Consider the following 22,658-nt stretch of genomic DNA (forward strand, 5'->3'; position numbering starts at 1 on the left):
CGGCCTCACAGGAGGCCCTCCCCGCCGAGCGACCCGAACTGAGCTCGGCGAGCCAACCTCCCGAGCGACCGTGCTGGGACAATGGCGGTCGCGGCGCCGCGGTGCGACGACGTGTCGGGTCGGGTTCCCGACTCGGGGTATTGAGGAATCGTAACGCTCGGCACGGTTCACCGAACAGTGCCCCGAGCGGGGGTCAGGATCCGGACTCGGCGCCCCGGATCCCCAACGATTCAGGCGCTCGGTGCCGCGTCGACCGGCCAGTCGACGGAGGCCTCGTACCCGGAGTGCGACCGGAGGTAGGCCGCGATGAACGGGCACCGCGGCACGATCCGCTCGCCGCGAGCGACCGCATCGTCGAGCACGTATCGCGCGAGGCGGCTGCCGAGTCCTTGGCCCTTGAACGTCGGATCGACCACGGTGTGGATGAACACGATCCGGTCGCCGGGTCGGAGACGATACTCGGCGAAGGCGGCGAGCTCGCTCCCGAGGAACAGTTCATAGCGACTCGCGTCGTCGTTTCGGGCGATCCGCACCCCGTCGTCGGTCACGACTCGATCTCTCCTCTCGGCGCGAAGTTGAGTCGGCTGGACTCAGGCTTCGCCTCGATGATATGCGACGCACCTTGTGTCAGGAAGAACGCGCGAGCGCCGGCACCATTCCGCCGGCGGGTCCGCCGACGGCGAACGCCGAGGTTCGCGGGCCGGCCCGCGTCCGCGCCGGCGACGCCCGTGCGGCCGGGTCGTGCAGCATCGACGGATGCGTCGTCACCACCAGCGCGATCAGCCAGACGAACACGAGGGCGAATGCGACCACCTCGAACACCGTCAGCGAGGCGAGCCCGAGCCGGTCGTAGACCACCCACACGCCCACCTCGGTCGCGAGCGAGAGCCATGACGTGATCACGAGGCGTCGCGGCATCCGTCGCACCAGCCAGGGCGTGAGCGACGCGAGCAGGAAGAACGACGCGCCGGCAGCGCTCGCGAAGAGGTTGTGGATGAGTTCCTCGGTGTTGATCGGCACCAGGCCGACCCCTGCGAGCGAGAGGCCGATCACCGCAACCAGCACTCGGACGGTCGCGACGGCACCGCGTCGTGCGCCGTACTCGGGTCGCGCCAGTCCCCCGGCGAGTCGGCCGGCCATCGCGGCCATCGCTCCGCCCGACAGGACGAGGGCGAGGTTGAAACACGCCGCCGCGAAGTCGCCCGACGTGCCGAGCGTGCTGAAGTTGCGCACCCACCACTCACCCGTCGACGTGAGGCTCATGCTCGCGAGGCATCCGGCGGCGAGCAGCATCGCCACCATGTTGAACGAGCGGTACGCGGGCTGGTGGTGCGCCCGGCGATGCACGTTTCCGGTGACCGCGCCGAGCGTGCCGGCGATCAGCGCGCACGCGGTGACGTGCCCGCCCGGCAGCGGCGCGAACGCCTCGGACGCCGCGCCCACGGCCAGCGCGGCGATCGTGGCCCACACCGCGGCGTTGGCGAGGGCACCCATGCCGGGGTCGGCCCAGACGGTGCGACGCCGTGAACGCGGCCGGCGTCCCGGGGGCACGGATGCCACGGCGAGCGCCGCGAGCAGCAGGACCGCCACCCCCACCGCGGCGACGACGCAGAGCGGATCGAACACGAGGTGCACGCCCTCGTGACGCCGGTGCGATCCGTCGGCCTCGTGCAGCACGTGCACGGCGTGGATGAGCTCGACGGACACCGCTACGGCGACGGCCGCCGCGATCGCGAGCATCGCCGTCACGAGCGCAGCGTGACGCACGATCGGCGCACGGCCGACGGCGACGGCTCGCACAACCCCCATAGCCGAACCCTCGTCTTCGCGAATCAGACCCCTCCGAGCCTAACCCGAGCCTCCGCGCCCGTCACGGCCAGACCGGGGTCCCCGAACGGGGTACGCGGCGAATTCCCAGTCCGCGCCGGAAATCCCGTGGCCCACAGCGACGGATGCAGCGCCGGCCCGGAGACGACGAAGGCGGCCCGCTTTCGCGAACCGCCTTCTTCTGCGCGCCCGGAGGGACTCGAACCCCCAACCTTCTGATCCGTAGTCAGATGCTCTATCCATTGAGCTACGGGCGCATGGGATGTCGCCCGCGCGAACTCCGCTGATCAGGCAACCCCGCTACTCTAACCCACCGGCCGCCGACGCGCCAATCGAGCGCCGCGACGCTCCCGTCAAGGCCGCGGCTCGCGCAGGCGAAGCGGAGTACGTTCGCGACATGAGAGTCGTGTTCACGTCGTGGCTGGTTGGCATCTTCGCCGGGCTGGCGTACATGTTCGCCATCGTGATCTCCGGGAGGTAGGGCATGCGCATCCGCCAGCACTCGCTCAGCATCTGCTTCGCGGCCCTGTTCCTCGTGGCCCTCGTCGGCCAGTCGTTCACCGGCCTCACCGTGACGAACGAGGAGCTCCTCCAGCACGGCGAGGAGGTCCTCACGTGGGGCGCCTACGTGACGTCGTCGGACTTCGTGGTCGACGTGGCCGAGAACTGGCAGTCGGAGTACCTGCAGTTCTTCCTCTTCATCCTCTGCACGATCTGGCTCGTGCAGAAGGGCTCGCCCGAGTCCAAGCAGCCGGGCGAGGAGGGCGTCGGCACCGACGAGGAACAGCTCGTCGGCCGGTACGCGAGGGACGACTCCCCCGCGTGGGCGCGTGCCGGCGGATGGCGGCTCTGGGTCTACAGCAACTCGCTGCTGCTCACGATGGGCGCCATCTTCGTGCTGTCGTGGCTCGCCCAGGCCCTCGCGGGGCAGGTCGTCTACAACGACGAGCAGGCCATGCACGGCCTGCCGGTGGTGACGCTCTCCGAGTACGTCGTGAACGCCGACTTCTGGAACCGCACGCTGCAGAACTGGCAGTCCGAGTTCCTCGCCGTCGGCAGCATGGTGGCGCTGTCCATCGTGCTCCGCCAGCGCGGCTCGAGCGAGTCGAAGCCCGTGGGCGCTCCGCACCACGTCACCTCGGTCGAGGGCTGAGACGGCGGAGACCGGCCGAGATCCGCTGGTGGGTGACGGATGCCGCGTGGCGGGCGGATCGCACGCTGATCGGCTCGCCACGCGACATCCGCGGTTCGAGCCCTACCCCTTCAGCCCCGTCGAGGCGACGCCGTCGATGATGCGCTTCTGCGCGAGGAAGAACACGATGATGAGCGGGACCGTCGTGATCACGCTCGCGGTGACGATGATCTCCCAGTGCCACTCGCCGCCGAAGCCGTAGGCGTCGACGAGGGATTTCAGGCCCCTCGGGATCGTGAACGTGTCGGAGTCGCGCAGGTAGATCAGGGCCTTCATGAGGTCGGTCCACACCGCCTGCACCTCGAACACGAGCACGACGGCGAGCGCCGGCCCGGTCAACGGCAGGGCGATGCGCCAGAACACGCCCCACTGGCTGGCTCCGTCGATGCGCGCGGCCTCGAACAGGTCGCGCGGCAGGCCCAAGAAGAACTGGCGCAGCAGGAAGATGTAGAACGCGCTGCCGAACAGGTTGCCCGCCCACAGCGGCGTCAGCGTGCCGACCTGGCCGAGGGCGTTCCAGATCAGGAACGTCGGGATCATCGTGACCGCGCCGGGCAGCATCATCGTCGCGAGCACCAGCCCGAACAGGAATCCCCGGCCGCGGAAGCGGAAGTACGCGAACCCCCACGCGACCATCGCGCTCGAGATCGTGACGGTGACCGCGGCGAGCACCGTGACGATCGCGGTGTTCAGCAGCCACAGCGCGAGCGGCGCCTCCTGCCACACCTGCACGTAGTTGTCGAACGTGAAGGTCTGCGGGATCAGGCGGTTGTCGAACACCTCGCTGCGCGGCTTGAACGATGCGCTCACCAGCCAGACGAACGGGTAGACGAACACGATGCCGATCAGGCACAGCGCGATCCAGGTGAGCACGGTGCCGACACGTCGGCGGCTGCGGGCCCCGCCCGACTCCCCTGCGGGAAGCGAACGCTGCGGCGGCTCGACGACGTCGGGCCGGGCGGCCTGCTTCTCGGCGGCCGCGATCCGGATGTCGGTGGTCATCGATCCCCCTCGTAGTAGACGAGCCGGCGCGAGACGACGAGCTGGATGGCGGTGATCACCATGATGATCAGGAACAGCAGCCACGCCATCGCCGAGGCGTACCCCATGTGCAGGAACTCGAACGCCTGCTGGAACAGGTAGATGACGTAGAACAGCGCGGCGTCGTTGCTGTACGTCGTGTTCCCTGCCCCGAAGAAGGCCGTGTAGGCCTCGTCGAAGGTCTGCAGCGCCGCGATCGTGTTGACGACGATGATGAAGAAGAGCGCCGGGCTGATCATGGGCAGGGTCACGCTGAACGACTGCCGCCAGAAGCCGGCGCCGTCGAGCTGCGCGGACTCGTAGAGCTCCTTGGGCACGTTGCGCAGTGCGGCGAGCAGGATGATCACGGAGGCGCCGACCGTCCAGAGCGACATGAACACGAGCCCGGGCTTGACCCACGCCGGGTCGGTTGTCCATGACGGCCCGTCGATGCCGAAGATGCCCAGGACGCCGTTGACGAGCCCGTTCTGGCCGTTGAAGAGCAGCAGGAACAGCACGCCGACCGCGACGGGCGGCGTCATCTTCGGGAGGAAGAACACGGTGCGGAAGAACCCGGAGGCCCTCCCGGCGCGGTCGAGCAGCAGCGCCAGGGTGAGCGACACCAGGACGTACAACGGCACCTGCAGCATCGTGAAGAAGACCGTGTTGCCGAGCGCCAGCAGCAGCTTGTCGTCGGACGCGAGGTCGACGTAGTTCTGGATGCCGACGAACTCGGGGTTGTTGATGACGTCGTAGTCGGTGAGCGACAGGTAAGCGCTGTAGATCATCGGCCAGGCCGTGAAGACCAGGAATCCGATGATCCAGGGGCTGAGGAACAGCAGTGCGGAGAGCACGTTGCGCCGTCGGGCGCGACGGCGTCCGGATCGCCGGTCGCCCGCCCCGGCCGACGCCGCCTCGGAGGGCGGGCCGGCCGTGCCACGGATGGACTCAGGCTCCGGACTGATGCCCGGCCTGGTCGCGGTCGACATCAGCCACCGCCCTCGAGCTCCGCCCAGCCGTCGTCGAGCGCGGACTGCGCGGTCTCCTGCGCCTTTGCAAGCGCCTCGGCTGGATCGGCTCCACTCGTCAGGACGCTGTTGACCGCCTCGAACATGGCGTCCTCGAACTCGGCGTCCGCCGGGTTGGCGGGAAGGGCGAACGTGTTCTCGTTCGCCTCGTACATCGCGGCGACGCCGGAGGCCCATGGCTCCTCGTCGGCGGTGGTCATGCCCTGGATCTCCCCGTCGGCAACGGTGTTGCCGGTGAGGATGCCGGTGAAGGGCAGGCCCGACTCCTCGCGGAGCGCGAGGCGGGCGTCGGCCGCAGCGCGCCACGCGTCGACTGAGGTCATGACGCGGGCCCAGCGGCAGGCGGCCTCGGGGTTGTCGCTGCCGGACGGGATCGCCCACGCGCTGCCGGTGGCGTAGGCCGTGGGCTCGCCGTCGGTCGTCCGCACGGTGTCGAACGCGAGCGGGGCGTCGGGCGAGACCTCGTTGAGCACGTTGAGGTACCACTGCTCCATCGGCATCGCACCGAGGGTGTTCGTGGCGAACTGGTTGCCCGCGCCGAAGAAGTCGGCGGAGTCGCGCGTCGCCTTGATCGCCGGGAATCCGCCCTGCGCCTCGTAGATGCCGGCTGCCCACTCGAGGGCCTGCACGGCCTCCTCGGAGTCGAGCTGCGCGGTGCGGCCGTCCTCGCTCATGACCGAGCCGCCCGCCGCACCGACCCAGAGCGGCAGGAACTCAGGCAGCTTGCTGTCGACGCCGATCACGGTCACGTTGTCGCCCGAGCGCTGCACCAGCGCCTCGGCGGCCGCGGTCATCGCCTCGGGATCGGAGCCGTTGACGTCCTCGATCGACAGGCTCGCGTCGTCGAGCAGCTGCTGGTTGGCCATGGTCAGTTGCACGCTGTTGAACTCGGGGATCCCGTAGATCGTGTCGTCGAGGGTGACCTGCGCCAGCGCCGACTCGACGAAGTCGCCGGTCTCGATGCCCTCGCCGTCGATGCAGTCCTCGAGTGGGATGATCGCGCCGCGTGCGGCGAGCGACCCGATCTGATCGCGGTCGGCGTACAGCAGCGACGGGGGTTCACCCGAAGCCACGGACGAGAGGAACTGCTGGATGTCGAGGTCGCCCTCGACGACCTCCAACTCGACATCGCCGAGTTCGGCCTCGGTCATCTCCACTCGGGCCGAGGCGACCTCGTCGACATCGGCCGAGAAGCCCATCACCGTGAGCGTGCCCGAGAGCTCGGCATCCGGATCGTATTCCGCATCGGTCTCGCCGGCCTGTCCCCCGGTCCCCACGGCGCATCCGCCGAGCAGGAGCCCTGCCGACGCGACCGCTGCGGTCGCGGCGAGGGCGCGGTGTCCGAATCGCATGTCCAACCCCGTTCGTCTGTCCCGCCCCCGGACGCGTCCAAACGTATGGTGGCGTCACGCCATCGATGAAGGGGATTGACAGCAGCGCCTCTCCGAAGAAGCGCCGGCCGGCCGGCTGGACGGTGAAGCGAGGGTTCGTCAGGGTCGCAGGACGACCTTCACGCAGCCCTCCTCCTTCCTCTTGAACAGGTTGTAGAGCTGCGGCGCATCCGCGAGCGGAGCGCGATGCGTCGCGAAGTCGTCGAGGCCGAGCGGGTCGTCGTCGGCTTCGGCGAGCGGCAGGATGTCGTCGAACCAGCGGTGCACGTTCGCCTGGCCGAAGCGCAGCGTGAGCTGCTTGTCGAAGATCCGCAGCATCGGCATGGGGTCGGCATTCCCGCCGTACACGCCCACGACCGAGAGCGTCCCGCCACGACGGACGCCGTCGATCCCCAGCTGCAGGGCGCTGAGCCGGTCGACACCGGCCTTGACCATCATCGGCTTGCCGAGCGCCGAGGGCAGGCTGCCGACCACGTTCTGCACGAGCGCCGTGCCCGGGTTGCCGTGCGCCTCGAGTCCGACGGCGTCGATGACCGCGTCGGGTCCCTGGCCGACGGTCGCGCTCGCGAGCGCGTCGACCGCCTGATCGTGCCCTTCGAAGTCGAGCGGCTCGGCGCCGTAGCGCTCGGCCATGAGCCTCCGCTCGGGCACGGGATCGACCCCGATCACCCGGATGCCGCGGTGCCGCGCGATGCGGACGGCCATCTGCCCGATCGGCCCGAGTCCCACGACGGCGAGCGTGTCTCCGGACGCCGCGCCGGAGTACTCCACGGCCTGCCATGCCGTGGGCACCACGTCGGAGAGGAACAGGTAGCGCTCGTCCGGCAGGTCGCGGCCGACCACGCGGAGGTTCGCATCGGCGAGCAGCACGCGCATCGCCTCCGCCTGTCCGCCGGGGATCTGGCCGTAGAGCTCGGTGTAGCCGTAGAGGCTGGCGCCCGTGCCGTGCTCGTCGTCGCGCGTGGTCTCGCACTGCGTGGGCAGGCCCGCCCGGCACATCCGGCAGTGACCGCACGCGATCACGAACGGGACGACCACGCGGTCGCCGACCGCGATCCGCTCCACGTCGGCGCCGACCTCCTCGACGATGCCCATGGGCTCGTGGCCGAGGATGTCGCCGCGGTGCATCAGCGGACCGAACACGTCGAGCAGGTGCAGGTCGGAGCCGCAGATCGCGGTCGAGGTGATCCGCACGATGGCATCCGTCGGCTCGACGATCTTCGGGTCGTCGACCTCGTCGACGCGGACATCTCGGGCGGCATGCCAGGTCACAGCTCTCATGCCGTCATCCCAACAAGCGCTCGCGACGCGCGGCGAGGGGGTTGACAGCCCGAGCGCCGGATACCGGGGTGTCAGGCGCCGACATCGTGGCGCGGAAGGGCGTCCGGGTTGGTTAGCATTCCGACATGGGCAAGCTCATCTACAACTCCTCCAACCGGGAGATCGAGATCGAGGATCGGACGCTCGCGCATCTGCGAGTCGCCATCATCAACAAGCTGCGCCGGTCCGAGAGCTTCGCCATGACCTGGGATCACGGCATCGAGCACGGCAGTGGGCGCACGACGCTCTGGCTGCACGAGTCGATCCCGCTCCAGTTCATCTTCAGCGGCAACCGCCCGCCCAAGCTGAACCGCCTCTGGATCGAGCAGATGCTCCTCTCGGCGAACAGCACGGCCGGCCTGCAGTACGTGCCCGAACCTTCGGAGGACGAGCCCTTCGAGATCGAGTGACCGCGGTCGAGTGACCGCCGTCAGTCGACCGCTTCGACCTGCGTGCGGATGTAGTCGACGTCGTCGGCGTCGAGCCGCTCGGGCGCGGGCCCGCCGGTCATCGCGCTGATCTCCTCGCGCACCACGTCGGCCAATGGCCCCGCCGGGTCGGCGAGGACCGCGTGCTTGGCGTCGATCGAGAGATGAGGCCACCACCGCTCGATGTCCGTTCGCTGCTCCGCCATCACGCACCCCCGGATCGCTCGCCGAACTTGCCCTCAGTCCGTTCGTACCAGCCGTCTTCCGGGGCTGCAACCCCCTCGATTCCGGTTCCGGCTGCTGCCTACCGTGGCCGAGGGCGCGCACCCAGCGCGTCCGGAAACGGAGGATCAACATGAGCACGACCGTCACCGCGGATACCGAGGTCGACGTGCCGGTCCGCACGGCCTACGACCAGTGGACGCAGTTCGAGTCGTTCCCCCACTTCATGAGCGGCGTGGAGTCCGTTCGCCAGCTGAACGACACTACGACGCACTGGGTCGTCTCGATCGCCGGCGTCAAGCGCGAGTTCGACGCGGACATCTCCGACCAGGTGCCCGACGACCACGTCGCGTGGCGCAGCACGACCGCCGAGGTGAGCCACCGCGGCCGCGTGAACTTCCGGCCGATCTCGGCCGACCGCACGCGCATCGACCTCACCATCGAATGGGAGCCCCAGGGCTTCGTGGAGAAGGCCGGCGCGGCACTCCAGCTCGATGACGCGCAGGTCAAGCGCGACCTCCACCGCTTCAAGGAGTTCATCGAGAAGCGCCAGGGCGAGAGCGGAGCCTGGCGTGGCGAGGTCCACGGCGGGCAGGAGACGACGCCCGGATCGGGCGCGAGCACGGCAGGCTACGGCGGGACCGTGGCACCCGGGTCGGTGAACCCGCCCACGAGCGAGGGCATCGTCGGTTCGGACCCCGACCTGCGGGCGTAGTCCACTGAGCCGCGTCAGGGCGCGGCATCCTCGGCACCGGGCTCGGGCGCGAGCGGATCCACCGTCGCGATCGGCCCGGTGTCGAGCTGTTCCGGCACGAGCTGGATGCCGCCGGTCGAGTTGGCGGAGCGCATGAGCGTCTCGATCCACGTGCGGCTCAGCTCGGGCGGCTCGGGCTCCTCGAACACGAACCGCAGCGGGATGTTGGGGTGCAGCCACAACGTGCTGCGACCGCGCGGCTGATCGCCGGTGTGCTGCCACGACAGCGTGAACGACTCGCCACGGCGCAGCTTCGTGATGATCGCGACCTTCAAGTGCGCCAGGGCCCGATCCTCGATGCCGATCGGCGTGGCGGCGTCGCCGTAGAACAGCGTGCCCATGCACCGACCCTACCGCGCGGCGAGGGCCCGGCGACCTCGGATGTCTCGACGTCACGACCGCGGTCGGCCGCCGTGGTGAGCGGGCCCCACGGCCGTGTCAATCCCGTCGACCCCGGCGAAGCTCGCGCCTAGCGTGGGAGGCGGACAGGACGATCCGGACGACGCACGCGAGGGGGATCCCGTGACCGACCATCTGACCGACCCGACGACCAAGCACCCGGCCGAGCCGTTCCCGCGCCAGGAGCAGCAGCCGCCCGGGCTGACGCCGGCGATGAGCCCGCAGCCCGACCACGGCGAGCACAGCTATCGCGGCCACGACCGGCTCGCGGGCCGCCGCGCCCTCATCACCGGCGGCGACTCCGGCATCGGCCGGGCCGTCGCGATCGCCTTCGCACGCGAGGGCGCCGACGTGGCGATCGCCTACCTGCCTTCCGAGCAGTCCGACGCCGAGGAGACCGCGCGGTGGGTCGAGGACGCAGGCCGACGCGTCGAGCTGCTGCCGGGCGACCTGCGCGACGAGCTGCATTGCAACGACCTCGTCGACCGCACCTGCGACGCGTTCGGCGGCCTCGACCTCCTCGTGCTCAACGCCGCGCACCAGCGCGATCGCGGCGGTATCGATGAGATCCCGACCGACGACTTCGACACGGTCATGCGCACCAACCTCTATGCGACGGTGTTCCTCGCCCGAGCGGCCGTCCCGCGCATGGCGGCGGGATCGTCGATCATCACGACGTCCTCGATCCAGGGCTTCGATCCGTCGTCGCGCCTCGTCGACTACGCCATGACCAAGGCCGCGCTCGTCGCGTTCACGCGAGCGCTCGCCGAGGAGCTCGGGCCCCGTGGCATCCGCGTCAACTCGGTCGCACCGGGCCCGATCTGGACGCCGCTGATCCCCGCGACGGGATGGCCCGACAAGCTGCCGAAGTTCGGCCAGGACACCCCGCTCGGCCGTGCCGGCCAACCCGCCGAGCTCGCTGGCGCCTACGTCTACCTGGCGTCCGACGACGCGTCCTACACGTCGGGCGCGATCCTCCCGGTCACGGGAGGCAAGCCGCTGTGAGGCGGCCACCACGAGTGGAAAGGAGCACGCCATGCCCGCCAACCGACGAGGGCAGTCGTCCCTGAAGGATCCGAAGCTCTACGAGAAGCTGCGCGACGAGGGCAACTCCAAGGAGAAGTCCGCCCGCATCTCGAACGCGGCCGCGGCGCGCGGCCGCAGCTCGGTCGGCCGCAAGGGCGGCACGTCGGGCGACTACGACGACTGGACCGTCCCCGAACTGAAGAAGCGGGCCAAGGAGCTCGGCCTGAGCGGCTACAGCAGCAAGCGCAAGGGCGAGCTCATCAGCGCCCTGCGCAACCACTGAGGGGCAGCGGATGCCGCGACTGCGACGCGTCGAACCGTACGCGTCGCCCGGCATCACGCGCCGCCGCAGCGGCCGCGGCTTCACGTACCGTCACGCCGACGGCTCGACGGTCGGCCGCGCGGAGCGCGAGCGGATCGCGGAGCTCGCGATCCCACCCGCCTGGGATGACGTCTGGATCGCCGAGGCGCCGAACGCGCACATCCTCGCGGTCGGCGTCGACGCCGCCGGACGCCGCCAGTACCTCTACCACCCGGTCTGGCGCGAGAAGCAGGACATGGAGAAGTTCCTGCGGATGACCGACCTCGCCGAGGCGCTCCCCGGCGCGCGTCGGAGCGTGGGGCGCGACCTCGGCCTCGACGGGCTCACGCGCGAGCGCGTGCTGGCGGCGGCATTCCGAACGCTCGATCTCGGCGCCATCCGCATCGGCTCGGAGGAATCGCTCGCGACGGCGCGGAGCCGCGGGCTCACGACGCTGCTCGTGCGCAACGCCCGGCTCGAAGGCGCCGACGCCGTGCGACTGCGGTTCCGCGCGAAGGGCGGCATCTCGCAGGACCTCATGCTCGTGGATCCGGCGCTCGCCGCGTTCGTGCGCGGCATGGAGGGCCGCTCCCCCGCGTCGCGCCTGTACGCGCACGAGGAGGGGCGGCGCATGCGCCCGCTCGGGCCGGTCGACGTGAACGAGGACATCCGCGGACGCACGGGCGGCGACTTCACCGCGAAGGATTTCCGGACCCTGCGGGGCACGGTCGCTGCGGCGGACCGGCTCGCTCGACTCGGCACGGCGTCGACCAAGCGGGCGCGCGACGCATCCGTGCGCGAGGCGATCGTGCACGCGAGCGAGGTCCTCGGCAACACGCCGACCATCGCCAAGGCGAGCTACGTCGACCCGCGAGTGATCGAGGCGTACGAGCACGGGCGGTTGGTCAGCCTGCGCGGCGGGCGCGAGACGGCGTTGCTGCAGCTGCTGGTCGACGACGCGGGCGAGTGACCGGCATGGTACGTCGCGATGACGTCCGGGGAAACCCACATCCGGTACGCAGGCATCGCCCGTAGGCTTGCCGCATCTGCAACGGGCGGTCGCCCGTGAACCACCGGCTGGGAAGTCGACGACGACGGGCCGGATCATCACGACCACATCTTCCGCCGTACCCGCGCGCCTCGGCGCGGTGCGCACGACCACCCCGCGCGGCGATCGGCCGCGCGTCACGCAGAGCTACTCGGCCCTCTCACAGGTCATCAAGGAGAGCGGGCTGCTGCGGCGCACGCCATGGTTCTACGGACTGCTCGTCGGCGGACTCGCGCTCGCGCTCGGCGGCGCGGTCACCGGGTTCGTGCTGCTCGGCGACTCGTGGTTCCAGCTGCTCATCGCGGCGGCGCTCGGCATCATCTTCACGCAGTTCGCATTCTTCGCACACGAGGCGTCGCACCGTGCGGTGCTCGCCTCGGGCAAGGCGAACGACCGCGTGGGGCGGCTCGTCGCGACCGCGGTGGTCGGCATCAGCTACCAGTGGTGGATGACCAAGCACACCCGCCACCACGCCAATCCGAACCAGCGCGGCAAGGACCCCGACATCGAGTTCGACACGATCTCGTTCACCGAGGAGTCGGCCGCACGCCAGCGCGGGGTGATGGGCTGGATCACGCGCCGGCAGGGCTGGCTGTTCTTCCCGCTCCTCCTGCTCGAGGGCATCAACCTGCACGTGACCTCGATCCGCTCCCTGTTCGAGCGGCGCGCGATTCCGGGCCGGACGCTCGAGCTCACGACCATCGGGCTCCGGATCGCCCTCTACGTCGCCGTCGTGTTCTGGGTGCTGCCCCTCGGCATGGCGTTCGCGTTCCTGGGCGTGCAGCTCGCGGTGTTCGGGGTGTACATGGGCGCGTCCTTCGCGCCGAACCACAAGGGCATGCCGCTCGTGCCGGCCGGCGCCAAGCTGGACTTCCTCTCGAAGCAGGTGCTCACGAGCCGGAACATCACGGGACGGTGGACGAGCCCCCTGATGGGCGGGCTGAACCACCAGGTCGAGCACCACCTGTTCCCGAGCATGCCCCGGCCGCACCTCGCGCGGGCGCGCGAGATCGTGCGCGAGCACTGCCGGTCGCTGGGCATCCCGTACACCGAGACGAGCCTGATCGACTCCTACGGGATCGTGGTGCGATACCTCAATCGGGTCGGCCTCGCGGCCCGCGATCCGTTCGACTGCCCCGCGGCCGGCGAGCTCCGCCGCCGCTGACCCCGAAGGTCGGGAGCTAGGCCGCCTCGACCGGCTTCGGGCCCGGGCGCTCCACTCCGAACTCGCGCAGGTCGACGACGATGCCGCCGCTGGCGTTCGCGGAACGCATCAGCTCTTCGATCCACTCACGGCTGAGCTCGGGGGCCTCGGCGGTCCCGAAGACGAAGCGGAGCGGGATGGCCGGGTGCAGCCAGAGAGAGCTGCGACCGCGCGGCTCGCCGCCGCCGTGTCGCCACGAGAACATGAAGCTCTCGCCGCGGCGGAGCTTCGTCGTGATCGCGATCTTGAGATGCGCGAGTGCCCGGTCTTCGATGTCGACCGGGGTACCGGTGTCGCCGTAGTAGAGAGTGCCCACGGATCGCACGATACCCCCCAATGGGGGACGTTGGACACACGGTTCGATGTTTCCTCGGGTTCTCCTTCGATATCCGAGATGTTCTGCCGAAATCGGATACTCCAACGACCTCAGGTCTCGAGCGCCACGTCCTCCGGGCGCTTGTCGGGGCGAAGCCCTCGCCACCTCGGATGTCGCGCCACGCCCGTCCGCGTCCATTCGCCGAACTCGATCTCGCCCACCAGCTCGGGCCGTACCCACACGGCGTCGACCACGTCCGTGACCGGCACGTCGTGGAACGGCGCTGCCGCCTGGTGGAGCTCGTCGAGCCGCGACAGCAGTCGTTCGGCATCCCGCTCGCGCAAGCCCGAGCCGACCCGCCCGGCGTAGCGCAGCCCGCCGGAGTCCGGGATGCCGATGAGCAGCGAGCGGATGCGACCCTCGCGCGCGCCGATGCCCTTGCGGTAGCCGCCGATCACGACCTCCTGCGTGCGGGAGAGCTTGAGCTTCAGCCAGTCGTCGCTGCGGACGCCGGGCCGGTAGGTCGATCGGCGTCGCTTCGCCACGACGCCCTCGAGGCCGAGCCTCCGCGCCTCGTCGAGCGCGGCCGCGGGTTCGCCGTCGACGACGGGCGGCACGTCGACCGGCACGTCCTCGCGCGCGCGGAACAGCCGCTCCAGCCGTTCGCGGCGACGGGTGTACGGCTCGTCCAGCGTCGGCGTTCCCGCGACCTCGAGCACGTCGAACAGGTGCAGCACCACCGGCACGGCCTTCGCCGCGGCCGCGATCTCGCGCGGCTTCGTGAGGTTCATCCGGTGCTGGAGCAGCCCGAAGTCGGGCCGCCCGCGCTCGTCGAGCGCGACCACCTCGCCGTCGACGACCGCATCGGCCCGCAGCACGCGCACGATCCCCGCGAGGTCGGGGTAGGTCGCGGTCTGGTCGATGCCCTTGCGACTGACGAGACGCACCGCGCCGTCGTCGACGCGCGCGAGCAGGCGGATGCCGTCCCACTTCCACTCGAGCGCCCAGTCGTCGCCGGCGGCACGCGCGGCCGTGCCGGGGACCGCGAGCATGGGCGAGAGCTCGATCGCCCCGGCGGGCGGATGGTCGTCGGAGTCGGGCCCTCCCGAGGCGTCGGAGGACGTCGTGCTGCGGGGCGCGCGGGACCGTGACGGGCGGGACGCGGCCCATGGCGGTTCGTCCGAGGCCGCACCCGCGGCATCCGCTCGGCCCTCGCCGGTCTCGACGTGATGCTGCTCCTTCATGCGATGCAGCAGCCATTGGCTCTTCTCGCCCTGGCCCTGCGTGCGGATCAGCGCGAGCCGTACGCGACCGAGCGGCCCGCCGACCCGGCCGGTGAGGGTGAAGATCACCTCGTCGTCGCGCCACTTCTCGGTCTCGTACGTCCCGGTGTCCCACACGGTCATGCCCCCCGCGCCGTACTGGCCGTCGGGGATCGTGCCCTCGAAGACGAGGTACTGCATCGGGTGGTCCTCGGTCTGCACGGCGAGATTGTTGCGATCGGCGGTCTCGGGAACGCCCTTCGGCACGGCCCAGCTCTTGAGCACGCCGTCACGCTCGAGCCGCAGGTCGTAGTGCAGGCGACGCGCGTGGTGCTCCTGGATCACGAATCGGGGCTCGCCGTCGTCGGCCACACCCCAGGGCGAATCGGGCATGGGCTCGGGAGTCGCACCGGCCGTGCGCATCGAGAGGTAGGTGCTCAGCGGGCCGTCGGCGGATGCCGCGGTGACCGCGAGCATCGGATCGCCGCGCTCCGCGACCAGCGCGATCACCTCGTCGGCCTCGAGATGGCGGAGGTCGGGGTCGTCGAGCTCCTCCCACGTGCGCGGCGCCGCCACCGTCGGGCGGAAGCGCCCGCGCAGCGAGTACGGCGCGATCGTGGTCTTCTTGCCGTTGTTCTGGCTCCAGTCGATCAGCACGCGCCCCTCGCGGAGGGTCTTGCGCATGCTCGACACGATGAGGTCGGGGTGGTCGGCCTCGAGCGCCTTGGCGAGCTCGTGCGCCACGGCCGACACCTGCTCGGACGTCTGCGACCCGTCCAGCGCGGCGTACAGGTGGATGCCCTTGCTCCCGCTCGTCACCGGCACCGCTTCGAGCGCCATGTGCTGCAGGATGGCGCGGACGAGCCGGGCGACCTCGGCGCACTCGGCGAGCCCCATGCCCGGGCCCGGGTCGAGGTCGAACACCATGCGATCGGGGTTCGCGGGCTCGCCCGCCGGATCGAACCGCCACTGCGGCACGTGAAGCTCGATCGCGCCCATCTGCGCCAGCCACACCAGCGTGGCCCGGCTGTCGGCGATCGGGTACGACTTGTCGCCGTCGGAGTGGTGCTGCAGGCCGCGGCGGATCCACTCGGGCGCGTGCTCCTCGAGGTTCTTCTCGAAGAACGCCTGTTCGGGATGGCCGGGCGTGCCGACCCCGTTGACCCAGCGCTTGCGCGTGATCGCGCGGCCCGCGACGTGAGGGAGCATCGTCGGCGCGATCTCGGCGTAGTACGCGATCATCTCGCCCTTGGTCATGCCGGCCTCGGGGTACATGACCTTGTCGAGGCTCGTCAGGCGCAGGCGGCGTCCATCGACGTCGACGAGCTGGTACGGGCCCTGCGCCATGCCCCCATCCTGCCGGATGCGCCTCGATCCCTCACCAGCCGCGGACCGCGCCCACGGTCTCCAGCGCGCCGGTGGGGTCGCTCGCGCGCGCGATCGCATCGGCGGCCCGCACGAGCGACAGGTGCGAGAGCGCCTGCGGCGTGTTGCCCATGTGGGCCCGGCGGACCGGGTCGATCTCCTCGCTGAGCAGGCCGACGTCGTTGGCGAAACCCACGAGCCGGTCCATCATGGCCGCCGCGTCGTCGAGCCGGCCGGATGCCGCGTACTGCTCGACGAGCCAGAACGAGCACGCCAGGAACGGGTTCTCGCCGGCCGGGAGGCCGTCGACGTCGGTCTCGGTGCGATACCGCAGCAGCAGCCCGTCGCGGAGCAGCTCCCGCTCGATCGCCGCGACCGTGCCCAGCATGCGGGGGTCGTCGGCCGGGATGAAGCCGATCTGCGGAAGCTGCAGCAGCGCGGCATCCGTGCCCTGGCCGCCGTAGTACTGCGTGAACGTGCCGCGTTCCGCGTCGAACCCGTGCTGCAGGATGTCGCTGCGGATCTCGTCGCGCATCTGCCGCCAGACGTCGACGTGCCCCTTCAGGTCGAACTTCTCCACCGACCCGATGCCGCACTGGAGCGCCGCCCAGACCATCGCCTTCGAGTGCGTGAAGTGCCGGTCGGGCCCGCGGATCTCCCAGATGCCGCGGTCGGGTCGGTGCCAGTTCGCGACCAGGTAGTCGAGCAGCTCGCACTGGAGTGGCCACGAGAACTCGTTCTCCTCGATCCCCGCGTTGCGGGCCGCGGCGAGCGAGAGCATGACCTCGCCGTACGCGTCCCACTGCGCCTGCCGGTACGCCGCGTTCCCGATTCGCACGGGTGCCGAGCCCGCGTAGCCGGGCAGGTGGTCGAGCGTGGTCTCGGGCAGGCGGCGACCACCGTCGACGTCGTACATGATCTGCACGCGCGACGGATCACCCGCGATCGTCCGGAGCAGCCAGGCGCGCCACTGCTGCGCCTCCTCGCGGTACCCGTGGGCGAGGAGCACCTCGATGGTGTGGGCCGCGTCCCGCAGCCACACGTACCGGTAGTCCCAGTTGCGCGTCCCGCCCAGTTCCTCCGGCAGGCTCGTGGTCGCGGCCGCGACGATGCCCCCGGTCTCGTCGTTCGTCAGCGCCCGGAGCACCAGCAGGGATCGCTCGACCTCGCGCTCGTAGTGCCCGGACTGCCGGCACCTCGCGGTCCAGTCCTGCCACCAGTCGATCGTCCAGTCGAGCTCGGCGCCCACGTCGATGAGCGGGGGCGGGTCGAGGTGCGACGGGAACCGGGTGAGCTTCAGGTCGACGACGTCGCCCGGCTCCACCGAGAACTCGGTGACGTGGCAGCCGTCCTCGGCGTGGTGCGGGGCCCCGCGAAGGATGACCGCCTCGGGTCCGGCGATCGCGAGCACCGCGCGCCCGTCGGGCTCCTCGATCTGTCGGATCCACGGACGCAGGGTCCCGTAGTCGAAGCGGAACCGGATGGTGCCGCGGAAGCGCATGGTGCCGGTCACGCCCCGGACCCGGCGCATCAGGTTGTGGCGGCCGTCGCGGAACGGCATGAAGTCGAGCACCTCGGCCTCCGCGCCATCCGCCGACCGCCACGTCGTTCGCAGCACGAGCGTGCCCTCGACGTAGTCGCGTGTCGGCTCGGCATCGGACCCGATCGGATGCAGCGACCAGTGCCCCGCCTCGGTGCCGCCGAGCAGCGCGCCGAACATCGAGGGCGAGTCGTAGCGGGGCAGGCACAGCCAGTCGATGCTGCCGCGCCGCGAGACGAGGGCGCCCGCGGCGCCGTCGGCGACGAGTGCGTAGTCCTCGATCGGCGTCGGCTTCACCACGTTTCCGACCTGACCACCGCGGGGGCCCGGTGTCAAGCCTTCCGGCCCGGCGCCGGGCGGCATCATTCGCCGCGGACCTCGGGCAGCGTGTCCGCCCGTCCCTCGACGACGCGGGCGATCGCGTCGGCCGCACGGACGAGCGTGAGGTGCGAGAGCGCCTGCGGCGTGTTGCCCATCTGTCGCCGATGGATGGGGTCGTACTCCTCGCTCAGCATGCCGACGTCGTTCACGAACGACGTCAGCCGCTTCATCAGCGCCTTCGCGTCTGCGAGCCGGCCTGACGCCGCATACTGCTCGACCAGCCAGAACGAGCACGCGAGGAACGGATTCTCGCCGGCCGGCAGGCCGTCGACATCGGACTCGGTTCGGTACCTGAGCAGGAGTCCGTCGCGGAGCAGCTCCTCCTCGATGGCCTTCACGGTGCCCAGCATGCGTGGGTCCTCGGCCTCGATGAAGCCGATGTGCGGAAGCTGCAGCAGCGCGGCATCGGTTCCCCGCCCGCCGTAGTACTGCGTGAAGGTGCCGCGATCGGCGTCGAAGCCCCGGCGCAGGATGTCGGCGTGCACCTCGTCGCGCACCCGGCGCCACTCGTCGACCGGCCCGGCGAGCCCGAACTCCTCGACGCCGCGGACGCCGCGGTCGAACGCCGCCCAGACCATCGCCTTGGAATGCGTGAAGTCGCGGTCGGGTCCACGGATCTCCCAGATGCCCCGATCGGGGCGCTGCCAGTTCGCGGCGAGGTACTCGAGGAGCGCGGTCTGCAACGGCCAGGAGAACTCGTCCTCGTGGACGCCCGCGATGCGTGCTGCATGCAGGGCCACCATGACCTCCCCGTAGACGTCCCACTGGACCTGCGTGTACGCCGCATTGCCGATGCGCACCGGCGATGAGTCGGCGTACCCGGGCAGGTGGGCCAGTTGGATCTCTGGGAGGAGGCGGGCGCCCTCCACGTCGTACATGATCTGGATGCGCGAGGGGTCCCCGGCGATCGCGCGGAGCAGCCATCGCCGCCACTTCTCGGCCTCCTCCCGGTAGCCGTGGTCGAGCAGCACCTCGATCGTGAGGGCCGCATCTCGGAGCCAGACGTAGCGGTAGTCCCAGTTTCGGGAGCCGCCGAGCTCCTCGGGCAGGCTCGTCGTCGCGGCCGCGACCACGCCGCCCGTCTCGTCGTGGGTCAGGCCTCGCAGGATGAGCAGCGACCGCTGCACCTCGCGGTCGTACGGCGACGGGGGCTTGCTCCGCGAGGCCCAGTCCTGCCACCAGTCGATCGTCCATTCGAGGATGTCGGGCAGGTCGATCGGGACGGGCGGCTCGACGTGCGAGGCGTAGCGCGTGAGCCCCACGTGTTTCGCCTCCCCCGCCGCGACGGAGAACCGGGCCACGTGCGCGCCGTCCTCCGCGTGGTGCGGAACGCCGCGGATCACCACTGCGTCCGGACCGGCGATCGCGAGGATGGCCTCGCCGCCATCCTCCTGGACCTGGCGAACCCATGGCCGAAGGCCGCCGTAGTCGAACCGCAGCCGGATCACGTCCTCGAACTCCATGGACCCCGTGATGCCACGGACGACGCGCGCGAGGTTGCTGCGACCGTCGCGGAACGGCATGAAGTCGACGACCTCGGCCTCCGCGTCTGCGGTCCGCCAGGTGGTGCGCAGCACGAACGTGCCGGGCACGTACTCCCGCTCAGGCCGGGCGTCCGGCGCGGTCGGGCGGAGCGTCCAATGTCCGGCCTCGGGACCACCGAGGAGCGCCGCGAACACGGACGGCGAGTCGAAGCGCGGCAGGCAGAGCCAGTCGATGCTGCCCTCACGGGAGACCAGCGCGCCGGACGCGCCGTCCGCGATGAGCGCGTAGTCCTCGATCGGCGTGGGCTCCACCATGCTGCGACGATGACGACCCCATGCGGACGGTGTCAACCCCATTGGCGATCCCCCGTGCGACGCACGATGCGGCCTAGCGTGGGGACGTACGTGTGCGCGAGTGGGCGGAGGGAGACCTGATGACGGCGACGGCGACGCTGCTCATCCTGGGTGCCGACGGCGATCTCACCAAGCGGCTCCTGCTCCCGGGGCTCGGCACGCTGCTGGCCGCGCACGACGTCGACCTCGAGGTGATCGGATCGGGCCTGCAGGATCGCACCGATGTCGAATGGCGCGAGATCGTGTCGGATGCCTTCGGTGAGGTGCCCGAGCCGCGGCGCACGCGACTGCTCGACTCCACTCGGTACCTCCGAGCGGATGCCACCGATGCCGACGATCTCTCGCGGCTGATCGCACGCTGCGTGGCGGTGCCCGTCATCTACTTCGCGCTCCCGCCATCCGTCGCCGTGCGCGTGTGCGCCGAACTCGAACGGATCCCGACGCCCGAAGGCATGCGGCTCGCGCTCGAGAAGCCCTTCGGCACCGACATCGAGAGCGCGCGGCGGCTCGATGAGCTCCTCACGCGGATCGTCCCCGAGCGCCAGATCTACCGCATCGATCACTTCCTCGGTCGGGCGACCGTGCTGAACATCCTCGGAACGCGCTTCGCCAATCGCCTGATCGAGCCGATCTGGAACCGGCACGTCATCGAACGCGTCGAGATCGTGTACGACGAGACGCTCGCCCTCGAGGGCCGGGCGGGCTACTACGACCATGCCGGGGCGCTCGTCGACATGATCCAGAGCCACCTGCTGGCGGTGCTCGCGCTCATCGCGATGGAACCCGTCGACCGGGTCGACGAGGTCGTGCTGCGCGACGCGATCGCGACGGTGCTGCGCGCGACGGCGGTCTGGAAGGACGATCCCGCGACAGCGAGCCGCCGCGCTCGCTACGGCGCGGGCGAGATCGAGGGCCGCGCCCTGCCCGCCTACGTCGACGAGTACGGCGTCGATCCGAGCCTCGGGACCGAGACGCTCGCGCAGGTCGTCGTCGGCGTCGACACCGATCGCTGGCGGGGCGTTCCGTTCCTGCTGCGTTCGGGCAAGGCGCTGGGTCGCGGACGGAAGATCGCACGGGCCGTGGTCCGCGCCGCCGCGCCGATCGCGGGGCTCGAGGGCCGTCCGCACTCCGATTGGATCGAACTCGACCTGCGCTCGGGCGAGGTGCAGATCGGGCTGACCATGAACGGCGGTGGCGACCCGTTCGCGCTCGAGCAGACCACGCTCGTGGCGCAACAGATCCCGGGCGCGCTCCTGCCCTACGGCGAGGTGCTGAAGGGGATCCTGGGCGACGACCCGACGCTCTCGGTCCGCGGCGACGTGGCCGAGGAGTGCTGGCGCATCGTCGAGCCGGTGCTCGCCGCCTGGCGCGAGGACCGGGTGCCGCTCGAGGAGTATCCCGCCGGCTCGGACGGGCCCCCCGACTGGTAGGCCGGCGGCGAAGGGGTACCGCTCGCGCCGTCCGGGGGTGTGTACTGGGGGAATGCGAGCCGTCTGGAAGGGGGCGGTCACATTCGGCCTGGTCAATGTGCCCGTCAAGTTGTACAGCGCCACCGAGGACCACGACGTGTCCCTGCACCAGGTGCACGACGCGGACGGCGGGCGCATCAGGTACCAGCGCGTGTGCGAGATCGACGGCGAGGTCGTGCCGTACCAGCACATCGACAAGGCGTACGACGACGGCGAGCGAACGGTCATCATCACCGACCAGGACCTCAAGGCGCTGCCGGCCGAGCGCAGCCGGGAGATCGAGGTCGTCGAGTTCGTGCCGACCGAGCAGGTCGACCCCATCCGCTTCGACAAGAGCTACTACCTCGAGCCCGACTCGGCGTCGAACAAGGCGTACGTGCTGCTGCGCGAGGCGCTCGAGTCGACCGAGCGCACCGCGATCGTGCGGATGGCGCTGCGCCAGAAGACCCGCCTGGCCGCGCTCCGCGTCTTCGGCGACGTGCTCATGGTGCAGACGCTGCTCTGGAACGACGAGGTCCGCGAGGCGAAGTTCCCGTCGCTCGACGAGAAGGCGCGGATCAGCGACAAGGAGCTCGAGCTCTCGAAGCAGCTCATCGAGAGCCTCTCGAGCGACTTCGATCCCGATCAGTTCGTCGACGAGTACCAGCAGGAGCTCCGCACCCTCATCAAGGCCAAGCTCGAGCAGGGCGATGCGATCGACACCGCGGCCACGTTCGGCGAGCAGCCCGAGAAGGAGGAGGGCGGCGAGGTCATCGACCTGATGGAGGCGCTGCGCCAGTCGATCGCCGCCAAGCGCGGCGGTGGCGACGAGAAGCCCGCGAGGGCGTCCAAGCCCGCCGCGAAGTCGAGTTCGGGCTCGGCGGCGAAGCCCGCCGCGAAGTCGACCGCGAAGAAGGCGGCATCGGATGGCGCGTCCAAGCCGGCGGCCCGGCGGAAGACCACGAAGAAGGCCGGCTGACCGGCGTCAACCCCTGTGCGGCCGGCGGCCGTCGTCGTAGCGTGACGGCATGAGCGACAACGACGACGTCCTCTCGCGCTTCGCCGCGGGTGAGGGCGAGAACGGACCGCCTGCGCCGGAGCGCGTCGACACCTCCGCGTCGAGCGAGGACATCCCGGGCGCGAACACCAATCCCGACGACGACCGCACGAGTCCGTCGAGCGAGGCCGAGACGGCAGCGAAGCAGGCCGACCCCGTGCCCGAGCAGGTCGCCGAGGACGTCGATGCCGACGACATCCGTGCCGTGCCGGGGACCGGCGGACCCGACGATGCGGGCGACGTCGACGTCGACCCCGACGAGCTGAACCTGCCCGGGCACCCGAGCTGACG

22 protein-coding genes and 1 tRNA gene are annotated in these 22,658 nt (G+C 70.4%); 10 read left to right on the forward strand and 13 right to left on the reverse strand.

Going from position 1 to position 22,658, the window contains the following annotated elements; translation table 11 throughout:
* Positions 1 to 230: 230 nt before the first annotated feature.
* From ACFQ58_RS00465 to ACFQ58_RS00475, 3 genes are all read right to left on the reverse strand, one after another.
* A complete protein-coding gene (locus ACFQ58_RS00465; RefSeq protein WP_376948447.1) occupies positions 231 to 548 on the reverse strand; it encodes a GNAT family N-acetyltransferase in 318 nt (105 codons plus the stop codon).
* A gap of 79 nt (positions 549 to 627) precedes the next feature.
* Entirely contained in the window at positions 628 to 1,809 is a 1,182-nt protein-coding gene (locus tag ACFQ58_RS00470; RefSeq protein ID WP_376948449.1) for a hypothetical protein, read from the reverse strand.
* Between the two features lie 202 nt (positions 1,810 to 2,011).
* Positions 2,012 to 2,084, reverse strand: a tRNA-Arg gene (locus tag ACFQ58_RS00475).
* Positions 2,085 to 2,311: 227 nt separating this feature from the next.
* On the opposite strand from ACFQ58_RS00475, the gene ACFQ58_RS00480 reads away from it, so the two are divergent.
* A complete protein-coding gene (locus tag ACFQ58_RS00480) occupies positions 2,312 to 2,980 on the forward strand; it encodes a DUF6766 family protein (protein WP_376948451.1) in 669 nt (222 codons plus the stop codon).
* A 102-nt stretch (positions 2,981 to 3,082) separates the two neighbouring features.
* Here ACFQ58_RS00480 and ACFQ58_RS00485 read toward each other — a convergent pair whose 3' ends face one another.
* From ACFQ58_RS00485 to ACFQ58_RS00500, 4 genes are all read right to left on the reverse strand, one after another.
* Entirely contained in the window at positions 3,083 to 4,021 is a 939-nt protein-coding gene (locus tag ACFQ58_RS00485) for a carbohydrate ABC transporter permease (protein ID WP_376948453.1), read from the reverse strand.
* Positions 4,018 to 5,028 (reverse strand): carbohydrate ABC transporter permease, encoded by a 1,011-nt coding sequence (locus ACFQ58_RS00490; RefSeq protein WP_376948455.1) that lies wholly within the window; start codon positions 5,026 to 5,028, stop codon positions 4,018 to 4,020. Before ACFQ58_RS00490 ends, ACFQ58_RS00485 begins: the two co-directional genes overlap by 4 nt.
* Complete coding sequence (locus ACFQ58_RS00495; RefSeq protein WP_376948457.1) at positions 5,028 to 6,419, reverse strand: ABC transporter substrate-binding protein; 1,392 nt, start codon at positions 6,417 to 6,419, stop codon at positions 5,028 to 5,030. The genes ACFQ58_RS00490 and ACFQ58_RS00495 overlap by 1 nt, the downstream gene beginning before the upstream one ends.
* A 138-nt stretch (positions 6,420 to 6,557) precedes the next feature.
* A complete protein-coding gene (locus ACFQ58_RS00500; RefSeq protein ID WP_376948459.1) occupies positions 6,558 to 7,739 on the reverse strand; it encodes an alcohol dehydrogenase catalytic domain-containing protein in 1,182 nt (393 codons plus the stop codon).
* A gap of 125 nt (positions 7,740 to 7,864) precedes the next feature.
* Here ACFQ58_RS00500 and ACFQ58_RS00505 point away from each other — a divergent pair, with 125 nt between their 5' ends.
* The gene (locus tag ACFQ58_RS00505; RefSeq protein WP_376948461.1) at positions 7,865 to 8,188 is read left to right on the forward strand and encodes an ATP-dependent DNA ligase; all 324 of its coding nucleotides are present in this window, start codon (positions 7,865 to 7,867) and stop codon (positions 8,186 to 8,188) included.
* Positions 8,189 to 8,208: 20 nt separating this feature from the next.
* Here ACFQ58_RS00505 and ACFQ58_RS00510 read toward each other — a convergent pair whose 3' ends face one another.
* Positions 8,209 to 8,412, reverse strand: coding sequence for a hypothetical protein (locus ACFQ58_RS00510; protein WP_376948463.1), 204 nt, complete (start codon positions 8,410 to 8,412; stop codon positions 8,209 to 8,211).
* Positions 8,413 to 8,561: 149 nt separating this feature from the next.
* On the opposite strand from ACFQ58_RS00510, the gene ACFQ58_RS00515 reads away from it, so the two are divergent.
* Complete coding sequence (locus ACFQ58_RS00515) at positions 8,562 to 9,143, forward strand: SRPBCC family protein (RefSeq protein WP_376948465.1); 582 nt, start codon at positions 8,562 to 8,564, stop codon at positions 9,141 to 9,143.
* Positions 9,144 to 9,157: 14 nt separating this feature from the next.
* Here ACFQ58_RS00515 and ACFQ58_RS00520 read toward each other — a convergent pair whose 3' ends face one another.
* Entirely contained in the window at positions 9,158 to 9,523 is a 366-nt protein-coding gene (locus ACFQ58_RS00520; protein WP_376948467.1) for a hypothetical protein, read from the reverse strand.
* Positions 9,524 to 9,704: 181 nt separating this feature from the next.
* Between ACFQ58_RS00520 and ACFQ58_RS00525 the strand changes: the two genes are divergently transcribed.
* The 4 genes from ACFQ58_RS00525 (at position 9,705) to ACFQ58_RS00540 (ending at position 13,121) form a co-directional block, all read left to right on the forward strand.
* Positions 9,705 to 10,586, forward strand: a complete 882-nt coding sequence (locus ACFQ58_RS00525) for an SDR family oxidoreductase (RefSeq protein ID WP_376948469.1) — start codon at positions 9,705 to 9,707, stop codon at positions 10,584 to 10,586.
* A 31-nt stretch (positions 10,587 to 10,617) separates the two neighbouring features.
* Entirely contained in the window at positions 10,618 to 10,890 is a 273-nt protein-coding gene (locus ACFQ58_RS00530; RefSeq protein WP_376948471.1) for a Rho termination factor N-terminal domain-containing protein, read from the forward strand.
* A 10-nt stretch (positions 10,891 to 10,900) separates the two neighbouring features.
* Positions 10,901 to 11,878 carry a DNA topoisomerase IB gene (locus tag ACFQ58_RS00535; RefSeq protein WP_376948473.1) on the forward strand — a complete coding sequence of 326 codons (978 nt, stop codon included), beginning with the start codon at positions 10,901 to 10,903 and terminating at the stop codon, positions 11,876 to 11,878.
* A 178-nt stretch (positions 11,879 to 12,056) separates the two neighbouring features.
* Positions 12,057 to 13,121: a fatty acid desaturase family protein gene (locus tag ACFQ58_RS00540; protein WP_376948475.1), complete on the forward strand. Its 1,065-nt coding sequence runs from the start codon at positions 12,057 to 12,059 to the stop codon at positions 13,119 to 13,121.
* 16 nt (positions 13,122 to 13,137) lie between these two features.
* Here ACFQ58_RS00540 and ACFQ58_RS00545 read toward each other — a convergent pair whose 3' ends face one another.
* The 4 genes from ACFQ58_RS00545 to ACFQ58_RS00560 all read right to left on the reverse strand — a co-directional run bounded on the left by ACFQ58_RS00545 (position 13,138) and on the right by ACFQ58_RS00560 (position 19,823).
* Positions 13,138 to 13,476, reverse strand: a complete 339-nt coding sequence (locus tag ACFQ58_RS00545; RefSeq protein WP_376948477.1) for a hypothetical protein — start codon at positions 13,474 to 13,476, stop codon at positions 13,138 to 13,140.
* Between the two features lie 110 nt (positions 13,477 to 13,586).
* Complete coding sequence (locus ACFQ58_RS00550; RefSeq protein ID WP_376948479.1) at positions 13,587 to 16,085, reverse strand: ATP-dependent DNA ligase; 2,499 nt, start codon at positions 16,083 to 16,085, stop codon at positions 13,587 to 13,589.
* 31 nt (positions 16,086 to 16,116) lie between these two features.
* A complete protein-coding gene (locus tag ACFQ58_RS00555; protein WP_376950309.1) occupies positions 16,117 to 18,006 on the reverse strand; it encodes a glycoside hydrolase family 15 protein in 1,890 nt (629 codons plus the stop codon).
* Positions 18,006 to 19,823, reverse strand: coding sequence for a glycoside hydrolase family 15 protein (locus tag ACFQ58_RS00560; protein WP_376948481.1), 1,818 nt, complete (start codon positions 19,821 to 19,823; stop codon positions 18,006 to 18,008). Before ACFQ58_RS00560 ends, ACFQ58_RS00555 begins: the two co-directional genes overlap by 1 nt.
* A gap of 119 nt (positions 19,824 to 19,942) precedes the next feature.
* Here ACFQ58_RS00560 and ACFQ58_RS00565 point away from each other — a divergent pair, with 119 nt between their 5' ends.
* The 3 genes from ACFQ58_RS00565 to ACFQ58_RS00575 are packed head-to-tail and all read left to right on the forward strand — an operon-like array spanning position 19,943 to position 22,656.
* Positions 19,943 to 21,292: a glucose-6-phosphate dehydrogenase gene (locus ACFQ58_RS00565; protein WP_376948483.1), complete on the forward strand. Its 1,350-nt coding sequence runs from the start codon at positions 19,943 to 19,945 to the stop codon at positions 21,290 to 21,292.
* 52 nt (positions 21,293 to 21,344) lie between these two features.
* Positions 21,345 to 22,289: a Ku protein gene (locus tag ACFQ58_RS00570; protein WP_376948485.1), complete on the forward strand. Its 945-nt coding sequence runs from the start codon at positions 21,345 to 21,347 to the stop codon at positions 22,287 to 22,289.
* A gap of 49 nt (positions 22,290 to 22,338) precedes the next feature.
* The gene (locus tag ACFQ58_RS00575) at positions 22,339 to 22,656 is read left to right on the forward strand and encodes a hypothetical protein (protein ID WP_376948487.1); all 318 of its coding nucleotides are present in this window, start codon (positions 22,339 to 22,341) and stop codon (positions 22,654 to 22,656) included.
* Positions 22,657 to 22,658 lie beyond the last annotated feature (2 nt).

The organism is Agromyces sp. NPDC056523, from assembly GCF_042794545.1.
GTDB lineage: Bacteria > Actinomycetota > Actinomycetes > Actinomycetales > Microbacteriaceae > Agromyces.